At 71.4% G+C, this 25,404-nt stretch carries 28 protein-coding genes and 1 pseudogene; 24 read left to right on the top strand and 5 right to left on the bottom strand.

Annotated elements, in window-relative coordinates:
* Positions 1 to 69 precede the first annotated feature (69 nt).
* On the bottom strand, positions 70 to 501 hold the full coding sequence (locus CTJ15_RS02890) for a hypothetical protein (protein ID WP_027297366.1): 432 nt from the start codon (positions 499 to 501) through the stop codon (positions 70 to 72).
* 98 nt (positions 502 to 599) lie between these two features.
* Here CTJ15_RS02890 and CTJ15_RS02885 point away from each other — a divergent pair, with 98 nt between their 5' ends.
* The 22 genes from CTJ15_RS02885 (at position 600) to CTJ15_RS02780 (ending at position 20,919) form a co-directional block, all read left to right on the top strand.
* Entirely contained in the window at positions 600 to 1,094 is a 495-nt protein-coding gene (locus CTJ15_RS02885; protein WP_081798651.1) for a helix-turn-helix domain-containing protein, read from the top strand.
* A gap of 410 nt (positions 1,095 to 1,504) precedes the next feature.
* Positions 1,505 to 2,380 carry a hypothetical protein gene (locus tag CTJ15_RS23730; RefSeq protein WP_193009557.1) on the top strand — a complete coding sequence of 292 codons (876 nt, stop codon included), beginning with the start codon at positions 1,505 to 1,507 and terminating at the stop codon, positions 2,378 to 2,380.
* A 64-nt stretch (positions 2,381 to 2,444) separates the two neighbouring features.
* Positions 2,445 to 3,074, top strand: a complete 630-nt coding sequence (locus tag CTJ15_RS02875; RefSeq protein ID WP_027297364.1) for a DotI/IcmL/TraM family protein — start codon at positions 2,445 to 2,447, stop codon at positions 3,072 to 3,074.
* Positions 3,075 to 3,094: 20 nt separating this feature from the next.
* On the top strand, positions 3,095 to 4,069 hold the full coding sequence (locus CTJ15_RS02870; protein WP_051544323.1) for a DotH/IcmK family type IV secretion protein: 975 nt from the start codon (positions 3,095 to 3,097) through the stop codon (positions 4,067 to 4,069).
* Complete coding sequence (locus tag CTJ15_RS02865; RefSeq protein WP_099781075.1) at positions 4,069 to 5,379, top strand: DotG/IcmE/VirB10 family protein; 1,311 nt, start codon at positions 4,069 to 4,071, stop codon at positions 5,377 to 5,379. Before CTJ15_RS02870 ends, CTJ15_RS02865 begins: the two co-directional genes overlap by 1 nt.
* 80 nt (positions 5,380 to 5,459) lie before the next feature.
* Complete coding sequence (locus CTJ15_RS02860; protein WP_126281765.1) at positions 5,460 to 6,857, top strand: hypothetical protein; 1,398 nt, start codon at positions 5,460 to 5,462, stop codon at positions 6,855 to 6,857.
* Between the two features lie 11 nt (positions 6,858 to 6,868).
* Positions 6,869 to 7,396 carry a hypothetical protein gene (locus CTJ15_RS02855; protein WP_099781074.1) on the top strand — a complete coding sequence of 176 codons (528 nt, stop codon included), beginning with the start codon at positions 6,869 to 6,871 and terminating at the stop codon, positions 7,394 to 7,396.
* Positions 7,397 to 7,497: 101 nt separating this feature from the next.
* Positions 7,498 to 7,932: a hypothetical protein gene (locus CTJ15_RS02850; protein WP_226945902.1), complete on the top strand. Its 435-nt coding sequence runs from the start codon at positions 7,498 to 7,500 to the stop codon at positions 7,930 to 7,932.
* Positions 7,933 to 7,948: 16 nt separating this feature from the next.
* Complete coding sequence (locus CTJ15_RS02845; protein WP_027297359.1) at positions 7,949 to 8,608, top strand: hypothetical protein; 660 nt, start codon at positions 7,949 to 7,951, stop codon at positions 8,606 to 8,608.
* Positions 8,605 to 11,670: an ATP-binding protein gene (locus tag CTJ15_RS02840; protein WP_099781073.1), complete on the top strand. Its 3,066-nt coding sequence runs from the start codon at positions 8,605 to 8,607 to the stop codon at positions 11,668 to 11,670. The genes CTJ15_RS02845 and CTJ15_RS02840 overlap by 4 nt, the downstream gene beginning before the upstream one ends.
* A 120-nt stretch (positions 11,671 to 11,790) precedes the next feature.
* Entirely contained in the window at positions 11,791 to 12,030 is a 240-nt protein-coding gene (locus CTJ15_RS02835; protein ID WP_099781072.1) for a type II toxin-antitoxin system Phd/YefM family antitoxin, read from the top strand.
* Between the two features lies 1 nt (position 12,031).
* Positions 12,032 to 12,451: a PIN domain-containing protein gene (locus CTJ15_RS02830; protein ID WP_099781071.1), complete on the top strand. Its 420-nt coding sequence runs from the start codon at positions 12,032 to 12,034 to the stop codon at positions 12,449 to 12,451.
* Positions 12,452 to 12,572: 121 nt separating this feature from the next.
* Positions 12,573 to 13,055 carry a DotD/TraH family lipoprotein gene (locus CTJ15_RS02825; protein ID WP_193009556.1) on the top strand — a complete coding sequence of 161 codons (483 nt, stop codon included), beginning with the start codon at positions 12,573 to 12,575 and terminating at the stop codon, positions 13,053 to 13,055.
* On the top strand, positions 13,048 to 14,013 hold the full coding sequence (locus CTJ15_RS02820; protein WP_099781069.1) for a type IV secretory system conjugative DNA transfer family protein: 966 nt from the start codon (positions 13,048 to 13,050) through the stop codon (positions 14,011 to 14,013). The genes CTJ15_RS02825 and CTJ15_RS02820 overlap by 8 nt, the downstream gene beginning before the upstream one ends.
* On the top strand, positions 14,010 to 15,194 hold the full coding sequence (locus CTJ15_RS02815) for a type IV pilus twitching motility protein PilT (RefSeq protein WP_099781068.1): 1,185 nt from the start codon (positions 14,010 to 14,012) through the stop codon (positions 15,192 to 15,194). The genes CTJ15_RS02820 and CTJ15_RS02815 overlap by 4 nt, the downstream gene beginning before the upstream one ends.
* On the top strand, positions 15,194 to 15,442 hold the full coding sequence (gene icmT / locus CTJ15_RS02810) for an IcmT/TraK family protein (protein ID WP_027297355.1): 249 nt from the start codon (positions 15,194 to 15,196) through the stop codon (positions 15,440 to 15,442). The genes CTJ15_RS02815 and icmT overlap by 1 nt, the downstream gene beginning before the upstream one ends.
* Positions 15,439 to 15,864: a hypothetical protein gene (locus tag CTJ15_RS02805; RefSeq protein ID WP_099781067.1), complete on the top strand. Its 426-nt coding sequence runs from the start codon at positions 15,439 to 15,441 to the stop codon at positions 15,862 to 15,864. The genes icmT and CTJ15_RS02805 overlap by 4 nt, the downstream gene beginning before the upstream one ends.
* Positions 15,861 to 16,373: a lytic transglycosylase domain-containing protein gene (locus tag CTJ15_RS02800; RefSeq protein ID WP_099781066.1), complete on the top strand. Its 513-nt coding sequence runs from the start codon at positions 15,861 to 15,863 to the stop codon at positions 16,371 to 16,373. Before CTJ15_RS02805 ends, CTJ15_RS02800 begins: the two co-directional genes overlap by 4 nt.
* Positions 16,374 to 16,423: 50 nt before the next feature.
* On the top strand, positions 16,424 to 16,885 hold the full coding sequence (locus CTJ15_RS02795) for a hypothetical protein (RefSeq protein ID WP_151904018.1): 462 nt from the start codon (positions 16,424 to 16,426) through the stop codon (positions 16,883 to 16,885).
* On the top strand, positions 16,882 to 18,063 hold the full coding sequence (locus CTJ15_RS02790; RefSeq protein WP_099781064.1) for a hypothetical protein: 1,182 nt from the start codon (positions 16,882 to 16,884) through the stop codon (positions 18,061 to 18,063). The genes CTJ15_RS02795 and CTJ15_RS02790 overlap by 4 nt, the downstream gene beginning before the upstream one ends.
* Positions 18,060 to 18,593, top strand: a complete 534-nt coding sequence (locus tag CTJ15_RS02785; protein WP_099781063.1) for a hypothetical protein — start codon at positions 18,060 to 18,062, stop codon at positions 18,591 to 18,593. The genes CTJ15_RS02790 and CTJ15_RS02785 overlap by 4 nt, the downstream gene beginning before the upstream one ends.
* Before the next feature lie 10 nt (positions 18,594 to 18,603).
* On the top strand, positions 18,604 to 20,919 hold the full coding sequence (locus CTJ15_RS02780; RefSeq protein ID WP_099781062.1) for a type IV secretory system conjugative DNA transfer family protein: 2,316 nt from the start codon (positions 18,604 to 18,606) through the stop codon (positions 20,917 to 20,919).
* 230 nt (positions 20,920 to 21,149) lie between these two features.
* Here the strand turns inward: CTJ15_RS02780 and CTJ15_RS24145 are convergent, their stop codons facing one another.
* The gene (locus tag CTJ15_RS24145; protein ID WP_193009567.1) at positions 21,150 to 21,317 is read right to left on the bottom strand and encodes a hypothetical protein; all 168 of its coding nucleotides are present in this window, start codon (positions 21,315 to 21,317) and stop codon (positions 21,150 to 21,152) included.
* 124 nt (positions 21,318 to 21,441) lie between these two features.
* Positions 21,442 to 21,813 (bottom strand): annotated as a pseudogene (locus tag CTJ15_RS02775) (transposase); the annotation flags it as partial.
* 255 nt (positions 21,814 to 22,068) lie between these two features.
* Here CTJ15_RS02775 and CTJ15_RS02770 point away from each other — a divergent pair.
* The gene (locus CTJ15_RS02770) at positions 22,069 to 22,884 is read left to right on the top strand and encodes an alpha/beta fold hydrolase (RefSeq protein ID WP_099781061.1); all 816 of its coding nucleotides are present in this window, start codon (positions 22,069 to 22,071) and stop codon (positions 22,882 to 22,884) included.
* Positions 22,885 to 23,011: 127 nt separating this feature from the next.
* Here CTJ15_RS02770 and dmeF read toward each other — a convergent pair whose 3' ends face one another.
* Together dmeF and CTJ15_RS02760 are read right to left on the bottom strand one after the other, a co-directional pair.
* Positions 23,012 to 23,956 (bottom strand): CDF family Co(II)/Ni(II) efflux transporter DmeF, encoded by a 945-nt coding sequence (dmeF, locus tag CTJ15_RS02765; protein ID WP_099781060.1) that lies wholly within the window; start codon positions 23,954 to 23,956, stop codon positions 23,012 to 23,014.
* Positions 23,953 to 24,231: a metal/formaldehyde-sensitive transcriptional repressor gene (locus CTJ15_RS02760; RefSeq protein ID WP_099781059.1), complete on the bottom strand. Its 279-nt coding sequence runs from the start codon at positions 24,229 to 24,231 to the stop codon at positions 23,953 to 23,955. Before CTJ15_RS02760 ends, dmeF begins: the two co-directional genes overlap by 4 nt.
* Before the next feature lie 349 nt (positions 24,232 to 24,580).
* Here CTJ15_RS02760 and CTJ15_RS02755 point away from each other — a divergent pair, with 349 nt between their 5' ends.
* Positions 24,581 to 25,399, top strand: coding sequence for an IS5 family transposase (locus tag CTJ15_RS02755; protein ID WP_099781058.1), 819 nt, complete (start codon positions 24,581 to 24,583; stop codon positions 25,397 to 25,399).
* Positions 25,400 to 25,404: the final 5 nt, after the last annotated feature.

Genomic DNA, 25,404 nt, shown 5'->3' with positions numbered 1-25,404 from the left:
GCCCCTCCACTCTCCAAGGAGGGCACAGGCTGGCAGGGCGCGACGCGAACGGCGTGCCAGCCACCCGGCCTAGCGGGCGATGGTGGCGGTCTGCCCCGAGAGCAGCAGCCGAAGCCGCTGGGGCTTGAGGGCGTCCCGCAGGACCTCGTACCAGACCTTGCCACCGGTCCAGGAAACCGTTGTTTCGGGTGTCACACCGGGGCCGTAGACCACCCTGATTCCCCTCGGGACGATCTGCCGGACGGCAAATGACAGTGGGATATCAGTGCCGTAGCCCTGCATCCTGGCGGGCCCGGCATCGCCGGCCGCCGGCCGCGATGAGCGGCGGGTGGGCGTTTGCGATGTATCGGTGCTACCATGGGGTGTATTCGCTTGATCCATATGGCCGGATTCCGCCACGACGGCGCCGGATGGCATCAAACGGAAGTCGACCGGGGTAACCGGGACAGTGGAGGGGTGCAGGAGTTGCAAGGTCAACAGGACGACCGGGGGAAATGCCATGGCGTGGGTTCTCCTTCTCCCTCCACTGCCCTTCGCCGATGCGAACGGCATCCACGACGTCCGATGCCCGGGCGTGACGGCCGGGCGGCCTGTCCCCGATGAAGAAGCCCGAGCAGGCCTCGGTTACCCAATCGCCAACGGCCGTACCCTCGGCGCCGTCTCGCCGCACTCGCGGCGCGGAGCGTGATGTCGATCCCTATCTTGCCGTCGTGGGCAGACGCATCAGGGAAATCCGGACTGAACAGTCCCTGACCCAGGCAGAGCTGGCCGTGAAGGCCGGGTTGCAGGTCACCACGATCTTCTCGGTCGAGAACGGGCTGCAGTACCTCACGCTCAAGACCCTGCTCGGCATCGCCCGAAGCCTTGGCGTCGAGCCGGCCGATCTGCTGCCTTCCATCTATGCGACAGAGGGCCAGCGCGACACGGCGCCGGAGCCCGACCGCAGGACAGGCAGGAGATCTCAGCCGGAGAGCGACGAGGGGCACCGTCTGGAGGACCTCGATACGGTCCTGGCCGAAATCGATCGTCTGGTGCAGTTAGCCCGGACGATGCGAACACGATCGAACCCCTATGGTGGCCGCAGCAAGCGGTAGTCCCGATCCCCTGAAGGCAGCGAATACAGTAGGATAGCCTTAAGGGCCATGGACGGAACCCTGGTTCTTGATTGCGATAGAGCCGAAAACAACGCCAAATCGCTTCGGTTAAATCCAATTCTCATTGCTTCTTCGATCACGGTTGTGACAGTGTGCGCCCGGGAACGACTGGGGCTTCGGGCATGTCAGGGCAGATTTCCGGCGGCGCTGTCGCCGGCAGGAAGGGTAACCAGGGCGCGGCACCAAGCGGGGCGGGCACGGTCTCCAACTGGAGGTTCGACCGGGTTCTCGCAGCGATGATCGCGAAGGGACACGGCCTGGAAGCCCTGCAATGCTGCCTCGGCGTGACCGTCGCCTTCATTCTGGAGCGTGTCGTGGCATGCGGGATGGCCACGCCGCCCGATCATCCCATGCGGCGAAGCAACCATCCTCGTGCCTGGAAGACCAGTGATCTATCACTATTCATCGAGTGCTGGATCGCCAATTGGGACGGCGGCAGCATGGCCGACACCTTCGGGCGCTCCCGGGGTGGCATCTACGCCCTGAGCCGACGCCTCGGCCTCCCGAGCCGCCGGCGAGGCGACATCCGTCGCCCCACGATCCGCGCGGTCGGCGAGATGGGCGAGGCCCGACAGGCCGCTGCAGCCCCCAGAGCCGGATCATCTCTCGCGGGCGGCAGTCAGGCATTGCCGCCGATCGTGAGCCACTCCCCCGTCGCACGGCCCCCGATCCTGACGTCTCGGAGGCGCGCGCAGGTCATCTGCACCCTGTCCCCCGTCGAGGCTCCCACCGCGGCGGTGTCCGGGCGCAGGACGAGTGGCCTACAGCAGGCCGATACCCAGGCGGAGATGGCCCCCCTCCCCACGCCGGAGGCCGGGATGCGGCGCGTCCGGACGCTGACGGGCTTCGATGGCCTGCCGCTCGCCGTCGAGGTGCGCGCCAGCCGCGGTCAGGTGGCCTGGACGCCACGCCTCGAACTCTACCTCGCGAGCACCCGCTGGGCCGGCCAGCACCCGCGCGCCGTCGCCCGCGATCTCGGCATTCCCTTCAGCGCCGTCGTATCGCGGCTGCACCTGATGAATGTCCCGCCACGGCCGCGGGAGGAGCTGACCGACACCTATGACCCCGACCTGGCGCGCAGGCGGCTGCACGAGGCCGGAATGGAGGTCCGTCAATGCCACAAGCATGCGGGTCGTCTGTTCTTCGGCAACCGATGGACCTATGTCGCCCCACTCACCAAGCGGTCGAGCGGCTACCAGCGAGAGGTATCCAACCTGGACCATTAGCGGCGATCCGTGGCTGTTCGCATCACCATGACCGAGGATTCCGTCATCAGGATGGAACCTTGTCATGCAGAATGCGCGCACGGCGATCAGTCACCGGCTGAGCGATCCGGAGTTCCAGGGACGCCTGGTCAATCGCCTCACCCTCCTGACGGTCGCCATGTCCGTCGTCACCCTCTCGGCGCTGGCGCATTCCTACTGGCTGCAGACACGCCCCAGCGAAACCCGCTACTTCCTGGTCGACGGTCGCAACCCGCCGCGGCCGATCCGCGCGCTCGAAAGCCCCGTCGTGGATGACGCGCAGCTGCTGGAATGGACGGTCCGGGCGGTGCTCGCCGCCTATAATGTCAACTATCACGACTACCCGACGCAGCTGAACACGGCGGGACGGCGCTTCTCGCTGCAGGGCTGGAACAGCTTCGCCCGTAGCTACCAAGCCAGCGGCAACTTCGAGGCGATGAAGGCCGGGCGCATGGTCTGCTACGCCCAGGCGCAGCGCGCCGCCACCATCGCCGACACGCAGATCGTGCGGGGGCGCCTGAGCCACACGGTGCAGTTTCCCATCGTGCAGACCTGCGAGAACTCGCAGCAGACGAGCCAGACCAACCTGACCATCTCGACGGTCGTCGTTCGCACCAACGACGAGGATCGTCCGGACGGCCTGATGATCGACCAGCTGGTCGCCATCGCCCGATAGCCGGATCAGGAGCTCCTCTCGTGCATGTCCGTCACGCCATCCTTGGCCTTGCCGCGGGCTCCGTGCTCGCCGCTGCCGCATCGGCCCAGGCGCCGCCACCGCCGAGCCCGGCGGATCGGGCCGCCACGCGCGACCGCATCCTGGAGGACGCGATCCCGCTCACCCCGGAGATGATCCGCGAGCTGGCGCGCCGCTACGGCGAGGTGCGCCGCGCCCAGGAGGAGAGCGTCGCCATCGTGGCGGCGCCCGTGAGCCGGCCGGTGAATGTCGGCTTCCAGCCCGGCCAGCCGACCTCCATCGTGCAGACCGTGCGCGGCTACCCCACCGCGCTCAGCTTCTTCGACAACACCGGCCAGCCATGGCCCATCGCCTGGGATACCAACTCCAACAACGCCAACGTCTCGGGCGGCGGCGGTGCCGGCGTCGGCGGCTGCTCGACCTCGCCCAATGCCGGACCCGCCGGCCCCGGAGGGCCGTCTGCCGACCTGACGGGTTTCCATGTCTGCGTCCCGGTGCGCGGCTCCAACACCATCCAGATCACGCCGATGTCCGTGGCGCCGCGCGGCGGCCTGCTGGTCAACCTGCAGGGGGCGCCCAAGCCGATCTCCTTCCTGCTGGTGGCCGGCCAGTCGCGCTACGACGCGGATGTCAGCATCCACGTCTCCAACCGAGGGCCGAACGCCCGCATTCAGATCGACACCCGTCCGGGCGCGCCCGTGACCGGCGCCCCCTACCTGACCGCCATGCTCTCCGGCGTGGCCCCGGCCGATGCCGTGCCCCTCGCCGTCAGCGGTGTCTCGCCCGACGACGTGCGGGCCTGGCGGCTGGGCAGCCAGCTCTACCTGCGCACGCGCCACACCCTGCTGTCGCCGCCCTGGGACGCCTCGCAGTACGGCGAGGGTGGAACCACGGTCTACGCACTGGCGCAGACGCCGGTCGTGCTGCTCTCCGTCAACAACCGCACGGTCTCGGCCGAGCTGCGCGAGGAACGCTGATGTCCGACGCCGCCATCCGGCGCAGGGTGCTGCGCAACCCCTTCAACCGCGCCCTCGGCGCCGGGCCGATGCGGCTCGCCGGGATCGCCGCCCTCGGCGCGACCGTGGTGGGCACCGCCATCTGGGCGGCACTCGGCTCCACCGAGCCCCCCGCGGAAAGCCGCGCGGCGCGGCAGACCCCGGTCAACACGCTGCCGGGTGGTCCCAACAGCAACCCCTACCAGGACCGCCTCGCGGTGGCCGACAACCAGCGGCAAGCCGAGCGAGCGCAGCAGGCTGGACGGTCCTTCACGCCCCCGATCAACGCCAGCCAGCGCGGCACTCCGCCGGATCTGCAGCTGCCGCCGCCCGTCCAGCTCCCGGCCGCGATCGCAACGCCCGCGCCGGCGGCACCGGTTGTCTCCCCGCCGGCCGTGCGACCGGCCACGGTGGAGGCACCGCCCCCGGCCCTGCTCTACGCGCCTCCGCCGATGCGCGCGACCCCCTCCCCGAACCCGATCCGCACAGTCGCCCAAACGAATACGCCGACGACGCCGGCCGACGATCCGGCCTTCCGCGCCGCGGTGAATGGGCTGTTCGGCGGCTGGCAGGGTCGCCCGGGGCAGACCACCGTGACCCTCGCGCCATCCGCCGCCGCCGAGGACGGCCGGGACGGCGCAGGTGCCTTCGCCCGACCGGCTTCCGCCGGCCGTGTCACGCGCCCGGCGACCACGGAGACGGATGGCGCCCTCCCCGGCGGCAGCGTGCGCCAGGGCCGTGTGTTGATGCCGGCCGGGCGGGGTCTCTATGCCCACACCGTGCTGGCGGTCAGCTCGGAGACGGGCGGTCCCATCGTGCTGCAGGCCGACAGCGGCCCCATCGCGGGCGCTCGCCTGATCGGCAGCTTCAACCGGGCCGGGCAGAGCAACCGCCTCGTCGTCCGCGTCACGCGTGTGCAGTACCAGGGTCAGACCATCCAGGCCGACGGCATCGTGGTGGCCCCCGACAGCATGGAGACCGCGGTGGCCACCAACGTCGACCAGCGGATGTTGGAGCGCTTCGTGCTGCCCGCCGCCGCGGCCTTCATCGCCGGGCTCGGCCAGGCCGTCGCGACCACCTCGAACACCTATGGGCAGCTCAACCCCCTGGGTGGCACCTCCTTCATCACCCGCCTCAACCCGGAGCAGCAGCTCGCGGTCGGTGCCGGCGTCGCCGCGCAGCAGGTCGGCCGGGCGCTGGAACAGGCGGCGCCGCGCGGCCCGACCATCCATCTCGCCGCCAATGCACCGGTCGGGATCATGTTCCTACAGGATCTGCGCGCCGCCGACTGACGCCTGGCCGGTGGCTTTCCCGGGCGCCGTTCGCGTCGGGGTGGACGATCCTGCGGGCCAACGCCCAGCAGGATCGTCTCATGGACACCCACCTCGTCGCGCATCCCGATTTCCGGCCGCTGACCGCGGACGCGCCGGGCCCGGCGGGCCCGTCGAGCCCCGGTGCGCCGCAGGAGCCTCCGCAGCGGCCAGGCGAGGCGATAAGCCCGGCGAAGCCCGCCCCTCGCGCCAGGAGGCGCAGCCGCCTCCTCGGTGGTGTGGCCCTCGGTGCCGTGCTGCTGCTCGCGGGTGGTGCCTTCCTGGCGTCCCCCTACAACACGATCTATCCCCTCGACCTCCGGCGAGTGTCGGCGAGCCTGCAGGGTGCGATGGAAGGCGCCCGGCAGGTCATCGCGCCGCATGGCCCCGAGCTGGTCGCGCCCTCGGCGCGGATCGCCGCCGGCCCCGCGCCGGTGTCGGTGCCGCCGGTCGAGCGCGAGCGGCACCGCCCGGCCCCGCCGCAGCAGCAGTTGCAGGAGATCGTGGGCTTCCAGGCCAACCCTGCCCGCCCCGCGCCGGCCACGGCCGAAGGCAACCTTCCCACGCCGGCCGCCTCGCCGCCCGCTCGCCGCATCGTGGAACCGACGCCACTGGCACCCCGGATCGGGGAAGTCCCCGCCCGGCCGCCCGTGGCAACCGGCGGCACGCCCCCCGAGGTGACCACGCCGCGCCCTGCCATGGTCACGGCGCCTGCCGACCCTGCCCCGATCCAGACGCCGCCGACCGCGGTCATCCCGTCCGTGACGACCAGCACACCCGCAGCCACCGCCGCGGCGGAGCCGCCCCCAGCCGCCGTGGCGTCCGCCGCACCCCCGGCAAGGGCGGCGGGGGTCGTGACCACGCCGGCGCCCCTGACGGTCATCCCGGTGCCGGCCCCCGCGACGGTAGCCAGCCAGTTCGCGACGCCCGATCCGGTCACCGTGGCGGCCGGGTTGCGCCCGGCACCGATGAGCACGCCGCAGCAGGTCGAGGTGCTGGGGCTGGTGACGACGATCGGGACCATGGTGCGCGACCTACGCGAGGAGAACCGGCAGCTGCGCGCGGACATGGCGGCCGCCCGGGAGCGCCTCGATGCCGCCACGGCCGATCTCTCGCGTCGCGTGGCACTCGCCGAGGCGCGCGGCTCCGTGGCGGCCGCCATGGGTTCGCCGGTGCCGCCGGCGCCAATGCCTCTGGCAGCAGCTCCCGCCCCGGCACCGCCGGTCACCGCCGCCGCGTCGCGGACCCCGGCTCCCAGCGACACCGTGAGGCGCCGCTACCGGGTCCAGGCGGCCTCTCCCGGGCTCGCCATGCTCTCCGAGGTGGACAACACCGGCGAGTCCGGCACCCAGCTCCAGGTCGCCGTCGGTGACCGGGTGCCGGGCTACGGCCGCATCACCGCCATCGCGCAGCAGGGCGCGACCTGGGTCGTGCGCGCTGAGCGCGGCTCCATCCAGTAGGACGCGCCACCATGCAGGGCCTCGCCAACTTCGCGGCCGATGTCGGTGGCGCGATCACCTTCCTCGTCCCCGCCTTCTGCTACCTGGCGGCCATCGCCGCCTTCCTTTTCGGCGCCTGGGGCTTCTGGCAGCAGGCGCAACCGCACAACCCCTTCCGGGGCAAGCCCTGGATCCCCTGGGTGTCGCTGGTGCTGAGCGGCGTCTTCGCCAGCTTCGACGGCATCCTGACCATGGCCAACCGCAGCGGCGGCTCGTCCATCATCGTCGGCACCGGCGGCGCCTTCGGCTACGTGCCGAGCGCCAGCGGCGCCCTGGGTGCCACTCCCGCCGAGACCGTCGTCAACGTCGTCACCATCTTCCAGGGCTTCTTCCAGGCCTTAGGCGCGATGATGGCGCTGATGGCCGTGTTCGCCTGGTGGGCGGTGATGCGCGGGATCAGCCGCCGGCCGCAGGGTGGCTGCCTCGTGCAGTTCGTCTTCGGCGTGATGCTCATCAACGTGCTGCCGCTGGCGACCTTCCTCGCCGCGCTGTTCGCCTGAAGGTCGCGCGAAAAATCCTGCGCGCCGTTCGCAAGGACCTCGCACAGCATCCTCGCAGGGTCGCCGACGGCGCCCCGGCCCTGAACAGGAAAGCGATCATCGTGTCGATCATCTCCCATAAGATCACCATCGCCCCGCGCCCCCAGGGCGCGATCCTCCGCCGCCGCGTCGGGCTGGCGCTGATGGCGGCGGCCATGGGTGCGTTCTTCACCGGCACCGCCTTCGCCCAGGCCGCCAACACCATCGGCGGCCAGGTCGGCACCATGGCACAGGAGGCGGCCACTGCCGGCGGCAACCTCGGCTCCATGGCGATGTACGTCGCCGCGCTGATCTGCCTGATCGGCGGCGCCTGGGCGCTGTGGCAGTCGCGCCAGCCGCAGAACCGCGAGGGCGGCAAGGTCGCCATGGGCCTCGCCGGCATCGTGCTCTGCGGCCTCTTCGCCACCGGCGGCGTCTGGATCGGCAAGGCAGCGCAGACCGCCTCCGGTGGCTCCGCGACGGTCAGCGGCACCAACTCGGTCGTCACCTTCAACTGAGCCGGGGCCTCCCACCATGCGTTTCCCGCCGCTCCTGCTGTCGTCGCATACGTCCTCCTGGGGCGGCGCGGCCTGCCGGGAGCGGCGGGCGACCAAGGTGGACCCCGCCCCGGTGCCCGACATTCCCTGCCGGTTCTGCGGCGCCCTCGCCGCGGGCCGGCAGGAATGGTTCCACCTGAACGGCGACGAGGCCGACGCCGCGCCCGGCAACCTCGCCGTGGCCTGTACCCTCTGCCATCTCACGCAGCACCTCGACACCGCGGCGGCCGAGGGATCCGCGACCCTGATCTGGCTGCCGGAGATGAGCCAGCAGGCGCTGTTCGCCGTCGCGCGCGCCGCCCAGCTCTCCTTGCTGGAGGCGGGCGACGATCCGACGCTCGACATCCTGCCACGCCGGGAAAGCCCGGCCACCATCGCCGCCTGGCGGGCCCTGACCGCGTTCCGGGCCCGCCAGGCGATCTGCGCCAGCAAGCTCCTGACCCACGATCCGGCGGTGCTCGGCGCCGCGCTGCTCGGCCTCGCGCCGCGCGCCTACCAGGACCGGGCCTACCTCCTTGGCGGCGTCCGCCTGCTGCCGCTCGGCCGGATGCCGCGCGGCAAGGAGGACATCTATCCGGACCTGCTGCGCGCCTGGGGCGCGCCCAGGATGATCCACCACCGCCCGGAGGCCGCATGATCGCCACCGCCATCACCCGTGGCCTCGCCGGCCTGTCGCTGGTTCTCCGCCAGCCGCTGCCGGCCTTCTGCGAGATCGAGACCGCCCATGGCGACGCCCTGGTGACGCGCCAATGCGACTACCTCAGCGTGGTCCGTATCGAGGGCATGCGGCGGATGGCCAAGCGCGACGACGTCGAGCGCATCGCCACGGCACAGCGCATCGACCTGGCGGGCGCGCTGGAGGACCGTGGCCACGCCATTGTCGGCTGGTACGTCTCCGACCCGGACATGGCCGGGGTCGAGATCGAGCGGCTGAACCTCGCCTCCTGCCGCACCATCGCACGGGAACTCGGTCTCAACGTCTCGGACGTGCTCGAGGAACGCGCGGCGCTGTGGCCCCGGATCATGCGCTGGGAGGCCGCCTACTACGTGCTCTGGACCCGCCGCGCTGTCCTGACCAAGGAGGAGCGCCGGCAGATGGCCGAGGAGCAGAAGGTCCTCTCGCGCGAGGGGCCGCGCGCCGGCAACAGCCAGCGCTACTACCTGCGCTCCGAGGTGATGGCGGCGCGGCACACGGCCTTCGTCTCGCGGGTCGTCGCGTCGCTCGGCAACAACGACGTCGCCACCCGCGAACTGGATGCCCACGAGGCGCTCAGGGTGATCCGCGAATCCGTCTACCGCGAAACCGCCGGCTCCGACTGGAAGGCGACGTTGCCGGGCGACCGGGTGATGCCGCGGGCGACCGAGGATCCCGATGGCGGCGAGAGCCCCACCGCCGGCATGCTGTGGCCGGCCGTGGCCGAGCAGATGTTCCATGCCGATGCCGAGACGCTGGGGGGCCAGCGCGTCCGCATCGGCGATCACGACTATGCCCCGGTGGACATGGCGGTGGGGCCCGAGGATCCGCGTCCCTTCGTCGAGCTTTCCGCCCGGCTGGGCCAGGACCGCATCCCCTGGCGCAGCGCCGTGGTGATCGAGGGCGGCGGCCGCAACGCCATGCAGATCAAGGAGGTCGCCGCGACCTTCTTCTCGATGTTCCCCGGCAACGCCGATATCCGGCGCGCCTTCGACGCCCTGCGGCAGGCCCGCAACGAGGACAACCACATCGGCGTGCGGCTGCGCGCCTCCTTCGCGACCTGGGCCCCGGCCGGCGAGATGCGGCTGCTGCGCCGTCGCGCCTCGACCCTGGCGCAGCGCATCGAGGGCTGGGGCAACTGCAAGACCACCCCGATCGCCGGCGATCCGCTGGAGGGGGCGCTGTCCAGCGTCCCCGGCCTGTCGCTCACCTCGACCGGCACGCCGCAGATCGCCCTGCTGGGCGACGCCTTCGCCATGCTGCCCTGGAACCGCACCGCCTCGCCCTGGGAGCAGGGCTCGGTGCTGTTCCGCCGGCCCGACGGCGCCATCTGGCCCTACGACCCCTCCGGCGGCGACAAGCGCCCGCTCGTCTGCGACGTCTTCGTGGCGCCGCCCGGTTCCGGCAAGTCGGTGCTGGCCAACTGCATCAACCTCGGCCTGGTGCTCAGCCCCGCCGTGCTCGGGGTCAAGGGCGCCAGGCTGCCGCTGATCGGCAAGGCCGATATCGGCCCTTCGGCGCAGGGCTTCGTGCGGCTGGTGCGCGAGGCGCTCGGCCCCGCGCGCGAGCACGAGGCGATCTTCGTCACCATGCAGTTCGGGCCGGGCTACGAGGTCAATATCTTCGATCTGCAGGTGGGTTGCCACTATCCGCTGCCGCTGGAGCGGTCCTTCCTGCAGAACTTCCTGGCGCTGGCCACCACGCCCCCGGATACCTCCACCCCCTTCGAGGGCATGGCGCAGCTGATCGGGGCGGTGATCGACGAGGCCTACCGGCTCTGCACCGACGTCACCGGCGGCTCGCCCAAGCCCTACCGGGCCAGCGTGGAGCCGGAGGTGGATGCCGCGCTGCGCCGCCACGGGCTCGTCCTGCCCGGCGATACCCCCTGGTGGCGCGACGCCGTGGATGCGCTGATCGGGGCCGGCGAAATGCGGCTGGCCGAGGTGGCGCAGCGCCATGCCGTGCCGGTGCTGCAGGACCTGATCGCCGCCGCCCGCTCCGACCAGATCCGCGACGCCTTCAAGGACCTGCACATCGCCGAGACCAGCGAGTCCGCCTGCACCCTGTTCGAGCGCTACGTCTACGACCTGATCCGGCGCTTTCCCTCGCTGAGCCGGCCAACCCGCCTGGATTTCGGTCCGGCCCGCATCATCGTGCTCGACCTTGCCGCAGTGGCCCCGGCCGGCTCGGCGGCGGCGAACCGGCAGACCGAGCTGATGTACATGCTGGCGCGGCACCTGCTGGCGCGGAACTTCTTCCTGCACCCGGACTACGCGCAATTCGTCCCCGAGCCGGTGCGCGACTACCACCGCGAGCGGTTCCAGGAGGTGATGGAGGCGGTCAAGCGCCTCGACTACGACGAGTGGCACCGCACCAAGGGCAGCCCGCTGGTCCGCGCCCAGGCGGAACTCGACGTCCGCGAGGGCCGCAAGCACAACATCCAGCTCGGCTTCTCGTCGCAGCGGCTGGAGGACATGGGCGAGGCGATCGTCGCCCAGAGCACCGGGCGCTTCATCCTGCGCACCGGCGACGAGAAGGAGCGCGAGGAGGTCATCGCACGCTTCGACCTGTCGGCCGCGAGCGCCGACGTGGTACGCTACGCCCTGAACGGCCCGGGTCCGAATGGTGCGCCCTTCCTCGCGGTGCTGACCGCCGGCGGCGCCAAGTACGAGCAGATGCTGGTCAACAGCCTCGGGCCGGTGGAGCTGTGGGCGCTGAGCACCACACCGGGCGATACCAGTCTGCGCAACCGGCTCTACGCCGCGGTGGGCTTCTCAGAGGCCTTACGGCGGCTGGCGAAGGTGTTCAAGCGCGGCTCGGCGGTGAAGGAGATCGAGCGGCGCAAGAATGAGCGGCTCAAGCTGGGTGAGTTGGACACCCGCGCCGAGGCCGGCGTGGTGGACGAGATCGCCGCCGAGCTGATCGACGGCAAGGGTCTCGGCATCGTCCTGCGTGACCTGGAGACCGATCATGGCCACTCTCCCCGGAAGCTGGCGGCCGTGTAATCTTCACAGCGGTCCGAAGGTGTGTTCAGGCTGAACACGACGCTGACAGGCCATGCCCAGGGTGTTGCGGCGGGACAGCGCCATCACTAATGTAGTCACATTCACTACTTGCGATCGACCATGGACCAGATGATTTCCGCCGCCGAGGCGAACCGCAGCTTCTCCCAGCTGCTCCGGGAGGTCCGCTCGGGTCAGTCCTTCGTCGTGACCACCCATGGCAGGCCCGTCGCGCGGATCGTGCCCTTCGACGCGGCCGATGCCTCCCGCGTCCAGGCACGCGCGGCCCTGCTGAAGCGGCTGGCGGGGCAGGCGGCCGTGGATGTCGGCGCCTGGAGCCGCGACGACCTCTACGAGCGTTGAGGTGCGGGTCGCCCTCGACACCAACGTCCTGACCTATGCCGAGGGCATCAACGGCCCCGAACACAAGCAGGCCGCCCTGCAGGTCATCGAGGACCTGGCAGGCGAGGAGGTCATCCTCCCGATCCAGGTGACCGCGGAACTCTTCACCGTCCTCACCCGCAAGGCACGCTGGCCGGCGGCCCAGGCCAGGGCCGCCGTGCGCCAGTGGCTGGACTCCTACACGGTGGTCGATACCACCGCCGCCATCCTGGCCGAGGCCATGGAGCTGGCGGTGGCGCACCACCTCGCCAGCTGGGACGCCGTGATCCTCGCCGCTGCGGCACAGGGGGACTGCCGCCTGCTGTTGTCGGAGGACATGCAGGACGGCTTTGCCTGGCGTGGGGTGACGGTGCGCAATCCATTCCCGAAGACCCCCGCCTGAGGCACACCACCGGCCGAGGTCCAGGCCAAGGCCGCTGACGCAGCTGCCGTCCTCCTCCGCGGCAAGCATCCCGTTCGCATCGCGCTCCGCCATGCTGTCCGCGAAGGAACGGAGGTCCCGCATGGCGAGGATGAACAGCCGGCTGCTGCCGGCCTTGATCGGGCTGGTCGGGCTCGCGGGGTGTGCCACGCGCGGGCCCACGACCGAGATCGCCACCCCCGGCATGCCCAACCCGGAGATCGCGCTCCGCCAGTCGATGGAGCAGGTCGGGCAGCAGCTCTCGCAGCTCGGCGGCGTCAGCCGGGTGGACCTCACCGCCCGGCGCGGCCGCGTGGTCCCGGAGGAGCTGCAGCGTCCCATCGCCTTCGCCTGGAACGGCCCGCTGGCCGACGGCGTCCGCAAGCTCGCCGACGTGGTGGGCTACCGGGTGGTGGTGTCCAGCGCCGAGGGGATCGAGCGGCCGCAGCCCGTGCCGGTCTCGCTCAACCTGCCCGCCACCACGGTCGTGGACGCCTTCGCCGCCCTCGGCGAGCAGGCCGGGGCCTATGCCACGGTGCAGCTCGATCCGGCTTCCCGCACGGTCCAGGTGGTGCACCGTGTCTGAGCCCCGCCCCGCCACGCGGCGCCCGGCGCTGCTCGCCGCGACCGCCCTCCTCGCCCTGGCCTTCGCCCCTGGCGTGCGTGCCGAGGGTTCGGTGCGCTTCCTCGCCAGCCCGCCCATGCCGGGCGAGGTGCAGTACGACGCCGCCGCACGGGCTCTGGCCAGCCAGCTGAACCAGCCGATCACCGGCGCCGGCAACATGCCGGTGGTGGAGGGCGGCGACGCCCCGCCCTCGCTGGAGGCGCTGCAGGCCGCCCGCCCGGGCGACCTGCCCGGCGACGGGCTGGAGACCGGCCGCGCCGAGGTGCTCCGGCAGGCCGCCATGACCTACGGCGCCCAGGGCGGGCTCGCCGCCCGCTCCTTCGCCATCAACGAGATGCTGCGGCGCTACGAGGCCCAGCTCACCGCCACCTACGACTTCCGCCCCCTGGTGCTGCCGGTGGGCGGCGGCCAGACCCTGATGCGCCCGCCCATCGTCTCCGAGGCGCAGATGGCCTTCGCCCTGGGCGAGAACGGCCAGGTGGCGCGCGAGACCTCCTGCATCTTCGAGATCACCCGCGAGGCGCAGCTCACCTCGGCGCCGCCGGACTGGCGCTCCTACCTGGTCCGCGCCTGGGGCAGCCCGGCCCGCCCGGCCGACGCGGCGCTGCCGCGCACCCGCCAGGAGGTGGCCTACTGGAATCGCGGCGTCGCCGAGGGCTGGGCCCAGGGCGAGAAACAGGCGGTGACGATCTTCCTCTCCGATCTCGGCCGGCTGCAGCGCGACATCGTCGGCATGGCCCGCTACCGGGTGCTGCTGCGCGCCGGGCTGGTGGAGGAGCCGCGGGTCGCCTTCGAGACCCGCAACAGCGAGGGCGGCCGGGCGCGGCTGAACATCGGCGACCGGGTGGTGCGCATCACCGACCAGCCCGGCCTGCAGGCGAATATCCGGCGCTGGCAGCCTGGGGCAGGCTGCCGGTGAACCTCGTCCTGCCGCTGCCGGCCGGGGCCGGCGAGGCGCCCGCCTCGGCGCGCGACCCGGCTCCCTGGCCCGGCGAGGGCCAGCGCTGGGTGACCGAGCCACGCAAGCAGGCGCCGGGGCTCGATGCCCTGCTGGTCTGGGCCTACGAGCAGGGTGCCTCGCGCATCGCCTTCCAGACCGGCCACCCGGTCTGGGTCCGCATCCACGGCCGCAACCGCCGCGCCACGCTCGGCATGCTGAGCGAGGTCGAACTCGGCGACATCACCAACCACCTCTACGGCGCCGACGGCACCGCCCGGCTACAGGGCGGCTTCGACTTCGACGTCAGCTACGAGGTGGGCCTGTCCCGCTCGCGCCGGCTGCGCTTCCGGCTCAACGCCACCCCGATCCGCGCGGCGCGGCGCGAGGGCGCCAACATCGTCCTGCGGCCGATCCCCGACCTGCCGCCCTCGCTGGCCCAGCAGCTGGTCGAGCCCGGCATCCTCGCCGCCTGCTTCCCCGAGCGCGGCATGGTGATCGTCTCGGGCGGCACCGGCTCGGGCAAGTCCACGCTGATCGCCGGCATGACGGTGGCCAAGCTGGCCGACCCGGAGGGGCACTACAACATCCAGGAGGCGGCGGCGCCGGTCGAGTTCCTGCTCGACCGTTTCCCGACCGCCAGCTCGACCATGGCGCAGACCGAGGTGCCGCGCGATCTGCCGACTTTCGAGGCCTTCATCCGCGGCTGCATGCGCCGCGAGCCCACCGACATCATCGTGGGCGAGTGCCGCGACAGCGCCACCATGGCCGCCTCGATCCACGCCGCCATCTCCGGCCACGCGCTGACCACCACCATCCACGCCGACGACGTGCCGCTGACCATGCAGCGCATCACCACCCTCTGCCCGCGCGACGAGCGCGACAACCTGGTGGCATCGGTGGCGCAGTCGCTGCGCCTCGTGGTCAACCAGCGCCTGCTGCCCTCGGCCGACGGCCGGCGCACGGCGATCCGTGAGTTCCTGGCCTTCGACGCCGGGCTGCGGACCCGGCTGCTGCGGGCCGATCCCGGCGCCTGGCCGGTCATCACTCGCGAGGCGGTCGATACCCAGGGGCAGAGCTTCACCGCCTCGATCCGCTCGGCCCTGGAACAGGGCCGGATCACCGAGGCCGTGGCCGCCCGCGCGCTCAAGGAGATCGGCTGATGTGGCGCAACACCGCCCTGCCCGTGCGCATCCTGATGCTCGACGCCCGCGCCTGCCTGCCGGTGCTGTGCTTCGTGGTCTACTGGAGCTGGGCCACCCTCTACGTCGCCCTCGCCGGCACCGTGTTCTTCGGCACGATCAGCTTCTTCGGGCTGACGGTGCCGGCGCTGCTGCGGGTGCTGCGCCGCTGGCTGGTCGGCCGGCTGCGGCCCGCCGTACCCGCCTGGCGCCGCCGGAGGCTGGCATGAGCCCGCCCCTGGATCTCGACCGGCTCGGCCGCGCCTTGCAGGCGATGGTCGAGCGCGACGGCAGGCCCCTGCTGCTGCGCGACGAGGCCTCCGGCCGGCTGCACCGCCTGCCCGCCGATCTGGCCGGCGCACCGGACGGGGTGATGCCCAGCATCCTGGCCGCCGCCGGCGCCGTCTGGCAAGCGGCCACCGGGCGCGGGCTGGGGGTCGAGCAGCATCGCGACGCCGCCGCGCTGCTGGGCTACCGGGTGGCGGCGGTGCGGGGCGAGCCCTTCACGGTCGTGGCCCTCTCGGCGCTGGAGGCGATCCACCGGACCGGCGGCCCGGACGCCTTGGTCGTCAACGACTTCGCCGAGGTCTGGCGCACGCTGCGCGCGGAGGCCACCCCACCCCGGCGCCCGGCCCCGGGAGCCAGCCCATGAGAGCCACCCTGCTGGCCGCCGCCATCCTCCCCTGCCTCCTGGGCGGACCGGTCCGGGCAAGCGGCGTCTCCGACGCCACGGTGACGGCGGTGACCGAGTGCATCCGCGCCGCCGCGGCGCTGCACCGGGTGCCACCGGGCGTGATCGCGGTGCTGCTCGCGGTCGAGGGCGGCTCGATCGGCCGGACCAGCGGCAACACCAACGGCACGGTCGATATCGGCCCAATGCAGATCAACGAGATCCATCTGCCGGCCATCGCCCGGCGCTGGGGGACCAGCGCGCCGGCCGCGCGCGAGGCGCTGCTGAACAACTTCTGCGCCAATGTCGAGGCGGGCGCCTGGATCCTGCGGACCGCCCTCGACAGCGCCGGCGGCGACTTCTGGGAGGGTGTCGGCCGCTACCACTCCCGCACCGACGTCTACAAGGATCGCTACCTGCGCCTGGTGCTGGCCCAGGTCCTGCGGTTGCGCGACCGGGCCAGCGGCACGGGGTCCAGGGGAGTGCCCTGAGCGGCCGCCTGACCGGCGCCGTTCGCAAGGACCCACGGCAGACTCCGGGCATGAGACCGGAGACCCGCATGGCCAGCGCCTGCTTTCCCGACTGCCCGCCCGATGCCCTGCGCGACGGCGACGCCGAGGCGGTCAGCCTCGCGTTGCTGCGCCGCATGACGGGCTTCCGCGCGGTTTGCCACGGCCCCTGGCGCACCCTGGCGGCCCGGCTGATCCGGGCGCTGTCCCCGGTACTGGTCTGGATGCGCGACCACACCGGCCTGCTGCTCGACAACGCGGCGGTGCGCTTCGCGATGGAGCTGTCCTCGATCGCGGCCCTTGCCACCCGGCGGCGGATCGGCGGCGAGGTGATGGAGGTCGATGCCCGGGCGATGCCCGAAGGGATCGTCTGGCCGCTGAACCTCTATCTCGCGGCCCTGCCAGGCTATGACGGCACCCAGCCGGCGGAGCGGCAAGGCATCGAGCCGAGGCGCCATCACGCCAACATCGTGTTCTTCGGAGCCCCGGCATGAGCACGGCGGGAGGCGGCGCGCGCCGCGGCTGGGCGTCGAGCGACGACTACGTCTTCCTCAGCCTGATCGTGATCGTCATTGGCTGCGGCTTCCTCGGCTGGATGCTGTGGTCGAACTACCACCCCGAGGTGGTCGAGGCGGTGGCCTGGCTGCAGATCCGCAAGATGACCCTCATCGGCCGTTTCACCGACGGCTACGAGGCGCTGCGGCAGGGCGTGATCCACGGCAACTACGCGACCGTCAGCTTCGAGCGCCTGGTGGCGATGTGCGGGCAGGTCAACGCCTTCTTCCGCTGGCCGGCGGCCGGGCTGATCGGTGCCCTGGCCGTGCTCTGCTTCGTCGGGGCGCCGCCGGGCCGCTTCCGGCGGCGCTTCGACCTCGACGGCCTGCTGCGCGAGCAGGCCCGCTTCTACCGGGCGGCCAGTGCCATGCTCGGCCGGTGCATGAAGCTCGTCGATCCGGCTCCCAAGGCGCCTCGGCCGGCCGATCCCGCCCTGCACGTCCAGGAATGGGCCGGCCGCTTCTGCCTCGATGCCAAGGGGGAGGTGGACGGGACCCTGTTGCGGCAGGCGCTGGCCCTTCAGCTTGGCCCCGCCTGGCGCGGCCCGCGCCGGGCCTCCCCGGCGGGGCGCGTCGTGTTCGTGGCCTTCGCGTTGCACCTGGGCGGGCGGCGCGAGGAATGCCAGCAGCTGCTGGGCGATCTTGCCGAGGCGCTGGGGCAGACCCGTGATCCGTCGCCCACCGGCCCCGAGGAGAGCCTGCCGGTCCCCGGCGCGGTCCTGCTGCGGGCCGATGCCGTGCTGGCCGAGGGAGCCGCGCACGAGGCGGCCGAGGCGGCCGCCGCCCGCCACGCCTACGAGGCCACCGCGCTGATGGGGCTGCTCAACGCCGCGCGGCTGGAGTCCGGCATACTCGCCCCGGCGCAGTTCAACGGCCTCAAGCTGCTCGACCGATCCCTCTGGTACGCCCTGCATTCGCTGGGCTTCCCCGGCCACGGCCCCGGGCAGAACAGCCAGCCCAACCCGCGGGTCGAGGCGGTCGGGGCGCGCTCGCACTGGCAGGCCGAGCGCCAGGCCCGTTGTCCCCTGTTCCCGCCGCAGCTCGACGAGGCGGAGCGGGCCGTTCGCATCGCGCTCCGCCAGCATGCCGAGGAGCAGAAAGCGAGGACGCAGCCATGAACCCCAACCCCGAGGACCAGTTCGCCGGCTTCCTGGGCCGGACGGTCTCGTCGGTCCGGCAGCAGGACGAGGGCCGGCCCGTGCATGTCCACTTCCACCTCGGCCAACCCGAGGGGGCGGCCGGAAGGGGCGAGGCGGTGGGAACCACGTCGTCCGGGCGGCGCCGACGCGACTGGTTGGTGCTGGCTGCCTGCATGGGGCTGGCTTTCCTGGGCGGCTCCCTGTTCACGGGTCGCGGATCGGACGATCAGGCCAATCGGCTGGCCAGTGCCGAAGCCCGGGCGCTGCGGCTGCCGCCGCCCCGACCGCGTGGTCCGCAGCCCGGCGCCGACCTGCCGTCGCCCGGACCGGCGGCGCTGCGGCAGCTGCAGCAGCAGCTGGGCCAGCCGCCGTTGGTGCTGCCGCCCTCCGCGCCACCGGGCACGGCGCCGCTGGCCCCGGCCGCCACGCCCCGTCCGGCAACTGCACCGGCGGCGGCACCCCCCGGTCCCGCGCGGCCGGCGCGCGACGGCTTCGGGCTGGAACGCTGAGCGCCCCGCCATGATCCAGCGCGAGATCTCCGGGCCGCAGAGCCGGTTCGAGCGCGGCGGCGGGATGGGCTACCGCGACGTGCGGCCGCTCACCATCCGCCTCGCCGATCTGCTCGGCAGCCAGTTCTCCGGCCTCCTGCTGGGCACGACGGCGGCCGTGGCCTTCCTCTACCCGGCCGCCATCGACCTGCTGGTGCCGGGGTCGCTCGCCTATGCAGCCTGGGTGATGCGCCGGCGCGTCAGGCCGCCGCTGCGCCTGCCGCGCAGCGCCGCGCAGCCGGACTGGAACTACCCCAGCCCCAAGGACCGCCGCCCGCGCATGGCCGCCGGCAGCCTCTACCTCGGCAACGACCAGGTGAGCGGGCAGGAGCTGTGGATCACCAACGAGGATGCCCGCCAGCACGGCACCATCCCCGGCACCACCGGCGCCGGCAAGACCACCGCCATCCTCAGCCTGCTGACCAACGCGCTCGCCCAGGGCTCGGGCTTCGTGCTGGTGGACGGCAAGGCCGACAACCAGCTGTTCGGTCAGGTGGCGGCGCTACTGCGGCGCTACGGCCGCGAGGACGACCTGCTCGCCCTCAACCTGCTCGTCGCCTCCGGGGTGAAGGATTCCAACACCTTCAACCCCTTCGCCTCGGGCAATGCCGACGCGCTGCGCGAGATGCTGGTCAGCCAGCTCGGCGAGCAGCGATCCGAGGACAGCAACGGCGTGTTCCGCACCCGGGCCATCGCGCTGGTCGGCACCATCGCCCCGGTGCTGGTCTGGATGCGCGACAACCGGGGCATCCCGGTCAACATCGAGACCATCCGCTTCGCGCTGGAGCTGCGCTCCATCGGCACGCTCGCCACCCGCAGGATCTTCCTGCACCGCGAGGGCATCAGCGGCACGGCGACGGAGATCCACGTCAACGAGATGCCCGAGGAGATCCTCTACCCGCTGAATGCCTATCTCGGCGAGCTGCCCGGCTACGACACCACCCAGCCCTTCAACAAGCAGAAGGGCGAGGAGCCCTCCAAGCAGCACGGCTTCGCGCTGTTCTACTTCACCGGGCCCTTCACGCAGCTCTCGGTCAGCCTGGGCCACATCTTCAAGGTGCTGCACGGCGACATCGATATGCGCGACGTGGTGCTGAACCGGCGCATCCTCGTCGTCAACCTGCCGGCGCTGGAGAACTCCGACGACACCCTGGCCTCGCTGGGCAAGATCGTTGTGGCCTCCCTGCGTGGCATGCTGGCGCAGCTGCTCGGCGCCCGGCTGGAGGGCGACAGTCGGGAGATCTTCGCGCTCAAGCCTGGCATGGGCGAGGGACCGTTCTACGTGGTGTTCGACGAACTGGCCTACTACGCCACCAACGGCATGGACCGCATGCTGGCGATGGGGCGCGGCCTCAACATCTGCTTCTGGCTGGCCTTCCAGGAGGTCAGCGGCCTCTGGGCCCGGCTCGGCGAGAAGACCGCCTCGCTGCTCGGCAACGCCAACCTGACCATCGCCATGCGCCAGCAGGACGCGCAGCGCACCCGCGACTGGATCGAGAAGACCGCCGGCGAGACCGAGGTGACGCAGGCCACCAGCTTCGTGGCCGGCGAGGCGGGCAACTACCGCGAGGGTCCCTCGGCCGAGGTCCGCAAGGTGAACCGCGTCGCCTGGTCGGACCTGCAGCGGCTGCTGGAGGGCGAGGCGATCGTCATGCTGGGCGGCCGGCGCATCTACGCGAAGCTGTTCCACGCCGATATCCCGGTCGAGGGCTCCATCCGCCGCAACCGCCCGGTCCTGCTGCAAGGCCCGTCCGAGGAGACCAGGGGGACGGCGGAGCGGATCGGCGAGGTGGCGGCGCGGATCGGGAATGGTCTGGTGCCAGTCGGGCGCGACGCCACCGAGAACGATCCGGTCCTGGCGGCGATGCTCGGCGCCGCGGAGACGGCGGCGGCGCCGACTCTGGCCGAGGCGGCGGCCGTGGCCCTGGCCGCCGCCGGGACGGTGGAGGTGCCACGCCCGGCCGGCGAGGCCGGGACGGAGCCGCCCAGCACGTCGAGCACCCCCATGCTGGAGACGGCGACCCAGGCTGCGCCGGAGGCCGCGGGCGCCCCGCCCGCCGTGGCTGCCGGCGCCTTCGGCATGAGGCGCGACCCACGCCTGGAGCAGGCGGTCGCCGCCATCGAGCGGCAGGCCGGCAGCGATCCGGCGCAAGCCCGGGCCACGGCGGCGGCGATCGGCGCGACGGTGGCCGAGGCCAGGGTCATCGCCCTGCCCGAGCCGCCCCCGATGCCGCCGGAGGTCCTCGCCGAGCGGCTGCGCTCCCTGATCGCGCGGCTCGCGGCATGACGGCACCCCGGGTCATGGAAAATGATCTGCCGGGTCGCCTCCTGGCCGCGCTGTCAACGCCGCGAGGGGTCGCGGATCTCGCCCGGCGCTGCGGCGCCCCGCCGCTCGTGGTGGCGCGGCGGCGGCTGCGGCTCTGCCGCGATGGCCGGGTGCGCCCTTATTGCCAGGACCTGCTGATCGCCCGCGATGCGCTGTCGGACCTGCGGGATGGGCCGGTGGCCCCGGATTGGTCATCCAGCCGGCGGGTGGCGGCCGTGCTCGCGGGCGAGGGAAAGATCGACCTCGCCGGTGTCGTGGCGCGCAGCGGACTGCCCGTTGAGGTCGCTGCCGCCGAGTTGCAGGCGCTGGTCCGCCTCGGTGCGGCCGGGAGCCGGCGGGGACCGCCGCTGCGCTGGCACTGCGCCGGCACGCGGCCCCTGTCACCGAGCCGCCTCGGCGCGCTGGAGCGGATCGTGGTGCGTGGCGCCCTGCTGGCGGCGCCGGGCCAGAAACTCCGTATCCACGACGTGGCGTGGGCACTGGACCCACGATCTCCCGCACGCTCATGCCGCGGGCGTACATCGAGATCACCTTGTCATCGAACCCGGGGAAACGCCGCAGGTACCTGGCGATCAGTTGCGGATCAAAGCTCGCCTGCCGGTCTCGCGGGATCTCCAGCGCCAGCTTGCCGCTGTCGGTCACCACCGATTTCCGGCCATAGCCGTTGCGGCTGTTGCCCTCGCCGCCTTCTCCGGCCAAGTGATGGTCCATCTCCGCGTTCAGCGCCCGCTCGGCGAGCGCCTTCTTCAGCTCATCCAGCAGGCCGCCCTGCTCGAAGGCCGTTCTGGCATCGGCACCGGCCAGCAACCGGTCCAGGATCGCATCCGGGATCCGAGGCTCTTTCCGTCGGGCCATAGGGGGTCTCCTTCGTCCCTACTATGCCCCGCACCACACGAAATTCCTGACAGTCTCCGGGATCGGAAGAAAATATCCATCTTCTCGATGGGATTTCGGGGCTGCTGGCGGGCGCCCTGGGGAGCATATCGCTCTCCAAGGCACCTAACCACCGTGTGTTTTCAGACAGCCTCGACCCACAGCAGACTCTCCGGTATCCGACGCTTGCTTCCTCACCACCTGTGTCACGTCGTTCCATCCGGGTTAGGATGGATCATGTCCAAGATCCGTCGTATCGCCTCAGGTCGTGCCTTCCTCGCCGCTGATATAGTCGGTCAAGGACAACCGGTCGTTCTCCTCCACAGCAACGCTGGTGACCGTCGCGAATGGCAAGCGGCCATGGGGTGCCTCGGCACGGACCATCAGGTCATCGCATACGACCGGCGCGGCTTTGGTGAAACACAGGCCGAACGGGAGGACCACTCTGCGGTGGAGGACCTAACGGCCGTGCTGGACGCCGTGACGGAAGGCAAACCCGCCGTCCTCGTCGGTTGCTCCATGGGCGGAAAGATCGCGCTCGACGCGGCGCTGCGGTATCCCGCGCGCGTCCGCGGCCTCGTGCTGATCGCGCCGAGTGTCGAGGGAGCGCCCGCGCCGGACTACTCCCCGGAAGTAGCGGAGATGGTCGCCTGGGCGCAGGCGGCCGAAGCTTCAGGCGATCCCACTCGGACAGCTGCGGCAAAAGCCCGGCTCTGGCTTGACGGCCCGCTCGCGCCGGAGGGGCGAGTTGGGGGGGCGCCGCGTCGGCTTTTCCTCGACATGATTGGGATTGCGCTCAGTGCGCCGGCAGTTGGGGCGAACCTCGATCGGACGCCGGCCTATGGGCGGCTCGGCACGATCACAGTGCCGACCTTCGTCATCCAGGGCGACCTCGACTTCCCGCACATTCAGGCGCGTTCGCGCCACATTGCAGAGACAGTGCCGGGCGGGTCCTTGCACGAGCTGACAGACGTCGCACACCTGCCAGCATTGGAGCGGCCCGACGTGTTGGCCGACCTCATCAGCAACTTCCTCGCCCAGCACCTGGGCTGAGGCTAGACGTCAACCTGTAGAACCGTCCCAGGAAGGGGCAGCAGTCCAGCGCCGGAAGTCAGCCTCCCCCCAGCGGTGGCCCCGGCCGGTGAGGCTACCGCGGCAGGCGACCCAAAACGGACCTTCTCTAGATCGCCTCCACTTCCAATGTCAGATGCGACAGGTCGTGGATGTGAGCCAGCTTGGCGCGGTAGCTGGCCAAAGGCTGAGGGTGCGGGGTCGCGATGGACACGATAGCGGCGTGGTGCCCGGGGCCGACCTGCCAGACATGGAGGTCAGTGATCCGGTCATCCCCGCTCTCGATTGCCGATCGGATCTCCTCGGGAAGGTCTTCGCCCGGAGGAACGTAGTCCAGCAGCACACCGCCGGCGCTGCGGACCAGCCCCACGGACCAGCGGGCGATCACCAATGCCCCGACGATACCCATGGCTGGATCAAGCCAAGTCCAGCCGTACAGGCTTCCCAGCGCAAGAGCGACGATGGCCAGGATCGAGGTCAGCGCGTCCGCGAGGACATGCAGGTAGGCGGCCCGAAGATTGTTGTCGTGCCCGCCGTGGCCGTGATCGCCATGCCCGTGATGGTGGCCGTGGTCGTGCGCGTAGTCGTCCCTCAGCAGCCAGGCCGAGGCCAGGTTGACGACGAGGCCGACCACCGCGACACCGATCGCCCGCCCGAAGGCGATCGGCACGGGGTCCGTCAGGCGCAGCAGGCTCTCGTAGCCGATGAACAGCGCGATGAGAGCCAGGATCACCGCGCTCGCGAAGCCGGTGAGGTCGCCGAACTTCCCTGTCCCGAAGGTGAAGCGCGGGTTCGTGACGTGCTTGCGCGCGTAGAAGTAAGCCCCGGCCGCGATGAGCATGGCGGCGGCGTGGGTGGACATGTGCAGGCCGTCCGCGACCAGCGCCATGGAGCCGTAGGCGACGCCCGCCACGATCTCGACAACCATCATGGCGACGGTCAGTGCGATGACCGCTCGGACACGACGCTCATTCTGGCCGTGGTTGGCGCCGAGGAAGTCGTGCGCGTGGTTCGGGTGGCCGGCCGGTATACTCGGCGTAGCGGTCATAATCATTTCAGGTATGTCCTCAGGACCGCCAGCAGGTCGGATGCGCCCTTCGCCTTGGCGGGATCGGCCTCGCGAGCAGGGTCGATCACATGGTGGCGCACATGATCGTCAATGAGTTCGAGGGTCAGCCCGTTGAGCGCCCCTCGGATCGAGGCGACGAGCTGGAGCACGTCGCCGCAACCGGCACCGCCCTCCAACTGACGCGAGACGGCTTCCAGTTGCCCCTGGAGGCGCCGGACCCGAGAAACGAGCTTGGCAGTATCCTTGCTCAAGTGTGACATAAGGTAGGGGGCTACCCTATCCTGCGGGCGCGCTCAAGGCCTTTCGTTGCCGCACCTTTTTTCCATTCTCCACTGTCAAGGAATGGCCGCTCTCCACCGAGGGTGTGTGGAAAGACGGCTGATCAGGTTGCTGCGACCGTTCGAGGACCGCGGATCGTGTCTCGTCACGTGGTGTAGGAGCGGTGGCTCCTGGTGGGCTGGGCCGGTCTGTGCCGGTTTGTCAGGTGGTCACGGCCGAGAGCCTGATGGGCGCAGTATCGCTCAGAACCCGCTTCATAACGGCTGAGGCGGGGTGAGCGGCGGGGGTTCTGCGCGTTCGGAGGGTGTCTGACGTCCTTCGAGGTGGCCCATGTGGACCCCTGCCGCCCGCGCGCAGCTTGCGCGCGGCTCCCAGCCTTATGCAACGTGCCTGACCGATGCCGAGTGGGCCCTGGTCGAGCCCTTCTTGCCAAGCCCTGCAAAGACCGGACGGCCCCGGTCCTGGCCGATGCGGCGGGTCGTCGATGCGATCCTCTACGTGCTCCATACCGGCTGCGCCTGGGCGCATCTGCCCCGCGACTTCCCGCCGCCCGGGACCGTGCACCGTTGGTTCCTGCGCCTCTCGCGCCAGGGCACCTTCGAGCGACTGGCGCACGCCCTCATCATGGCCGACCGCGAGCGGGTCGGCCGAGAGGCCTCACCGACAGCGGCGGTGTTGGACGCCCAATCCGTCCGCTCGGGCGGTGTCGGCGTGAAAGGTGTCCGCGGCTACGATGCCGGGAAGAAGGTGACGGGCCGCAAGCGCCACGCCCTGGTGGACACGGACGGTAGGCTCCTGCTCGCCGCCATCTTGCCCGCCTCCCTGCATGACAGCCGAGGGGGTGCGGCCCTCTTGGCCATGTCGCGCCGCCCTTGGCCGTTCCTGGCCCGCTGCTTCGCCGACCGCGCCTACGCCGGTCCGCGTGTCGCCCGAGCCTCCCCCGTCGCCGTTACCATCATCGGCAGCGCACCCGGCCAGAAAGGCTTCGCCGTGCAACCCAGGCGCTGGGTGGTGGAGAGGTCCTTCGCTTGGTTCGGCCGCTGCCGACGCCTCGCTCGCGATCACGAGGCCACCGTCGGTTCCGCCGTCGCCTTCTTCACCCTCGCCGCCGCCATGATCCTCGTCCGGCGTCTGGCTCAGCCGTTATGAAACGG

This window comes from Roseomonas sp. FDAARGOS_362, assembly GCF_002754815.1.
Lineage (GTDB): Bacteria > Pseudomonadota > Alphaproteobacteria > Acetobacterales > Acetobacteraceae > Roseomonas > Roseomonas mucosa.
This window is presented reverse-complemented; position numbering and strand designations above follow the sequence as displayed.

What these genes read in the sequence shown, in the direction of transcription:
- CTJ15_RS02890 (WP_027297366.1), bottom strand. Translation starts at nt 501, where the DNA reads ATGGCATTTCCCCCGGTCGTCCTGTTGACCTTGCAACTCCTGCACCCC.
- CTJ15_RS02885 (WP_081798651.1), top strand. Translation starts at nt 600, where the DNA reads ATGAAGAAGCCCGAGCAGGCCTCGGTTACCCAATCGCCAACGGCCGTA.
- CTJ15_RS23730 (WP_193009557.1), top strand. Translation starts at nt 1,505, where the DNA reads ATGCGGCGAAGCAACCATCCTCGTGCCTGGAAGACCAGTGATCTATCA.
- CTJ15_RS02875 (WP_027297364.1), top strand. Translation starts at nt 2,445, where the DNA reads ATGCAGAATGCGCGCACGGCGATCAGTCACCGGCTGAGCGATCCGGAG.
- CTJ15_RS02865 (WP_099781075.1), top strand. Translation starts at nt 4,069, where the DNA reads ATGTCCGACGCCGCCATCCGGCGCAGGGTGCTGCGCAACCCCTTCAAC.
- CTJ15_RS02860 (WP_126281765.1), top strand. Translation starts at nt 5,460, where the DNA reads ATGGACACCCACCTCGTCGCGCATCCCGATTTCCGGCCGCTGACCGCG.
- CTJ15_RS02855 (WP_099781074.1), top strand. Translation starts at nt 6,869, where the DNA reads ATGCAGGGCCTCGCCAACTTCGCGGCCGATGTCGGTGGCGCGATCACC.
- CTJ15_RS02845 (WP_027297359.1), top strand. Translation starts at nt 7,949, where the DNA reads ATGCGTTTCCCGCCGCTCCTGCTGTCGTCGCATACGTCCTCCTGGGGC.
- CTJ15_RS02840 (WP_099781073.1), top strand. Translation starts at nt 8,605, where the DNA reads ATGATCGCCACCGCCATCACCCGTGGCCTCGCCGGCCTGTCGCTGGTT.
- CTJ15_RS02835 (WP_099781072.1), top strand. Translation starts at nt 11,791, where the DNA reads ATGGACCAGATGATTTCCGCCGCCGAGGCGAACCGCAGCTTCTCCCAG.
- CTJ15_RS02825 (WP_193009556.1), top strand. Translation starts at nt 12,573, where the DNA reads ATGGCGAGGATGAACAGCCGGCTGCTGCCGGCCTTGATCGGGCTGGTC.
- icmT (WP_027297355.1), top strand. Translation starts at nt 15,194, where the DNA reads ATGTGGCGCAACACCGCCCTGCCCGTGCGCATCCTGATGCTCGACGCC.
- CTJ15_RS02805 (WP_099781067.1), top strand. Translation starts at nt 15,439, where the DNA reads ATGAGCCCGCCCCTGGATCTCGACCGGCTCGGCCGCGCCTTGCAGGCG.
- CTJ15_RS02800 (WP_099781066.1), top strand. Translation starts at nt 15,861, where the DNA reads ATGAGAGCCACCCTGCTGGCCGCCGCCATCCTCCCCTGCCTCCTGGGC.
- CTJ15_RS02795 (WP_151904018.1), top strand. Translation starts at nt 16,424, where the DNA reads ATGAGACCGGAGACCCGCATGGCCAGCGCCTGCTTTCCCGACTGCCCG.
- CTJ15_RS02790 (WP_099781064.1), top strand. Translation starts at nt 16,882, where the DNA reads ATGAGCACGGCGGGAGGCGGCGCGCGCCGCGGCTGGGCGTCGAGCGAC.
- CTJ15_RS02785 (WP_099781063.1), top strand. Translation starts at nt 18,060, where the DNA reads ATGAACCCCAACCCCGAGGACCAGTTCGCCGGCTTCCTGGGCCGGACG.
- CTJ15_RS02780 (WP_099781062.1), top strand. Translation starts at nt 18,604, where the DNA reads ATGATCCAGCGCGAGATCTCCGGGCCGCAGAGCCGGTTCGAGCGCGGC.
- CTJ15_RS02770 (WP_099781061.1), top strand. Translation starts at nt 22,069, where the DNA reads ATGTCCAAGATCCGTCGTATCGCCTCAGGTCGTGCCTTCCTCGCCGCT.
- dmeF (WP_099781060.1), bottom strand. Translation starts at nt 23,956, where the DNA reads ATGATTATGACCGCTACGCCGAGTATACCGGCCGGCCACCCGAACCAC.
- CTJ15_RS02760 (WP_099781059.1), bottom strand. Translation starts at nt 24,231, where the DNA reads ATGTCACACTTGAGCAAGGATACTGCCAAGCTCGTTTCTCGGGTCCGG.
- CTJ15_RS02755 (WP_099781058.1), top strand. Translation starts at nt 24,581, where the DNA reads ATGTGGACCCCTGCCGCCCGCGCGCAGCTTGCGCGCGGCTCCCAGCCT.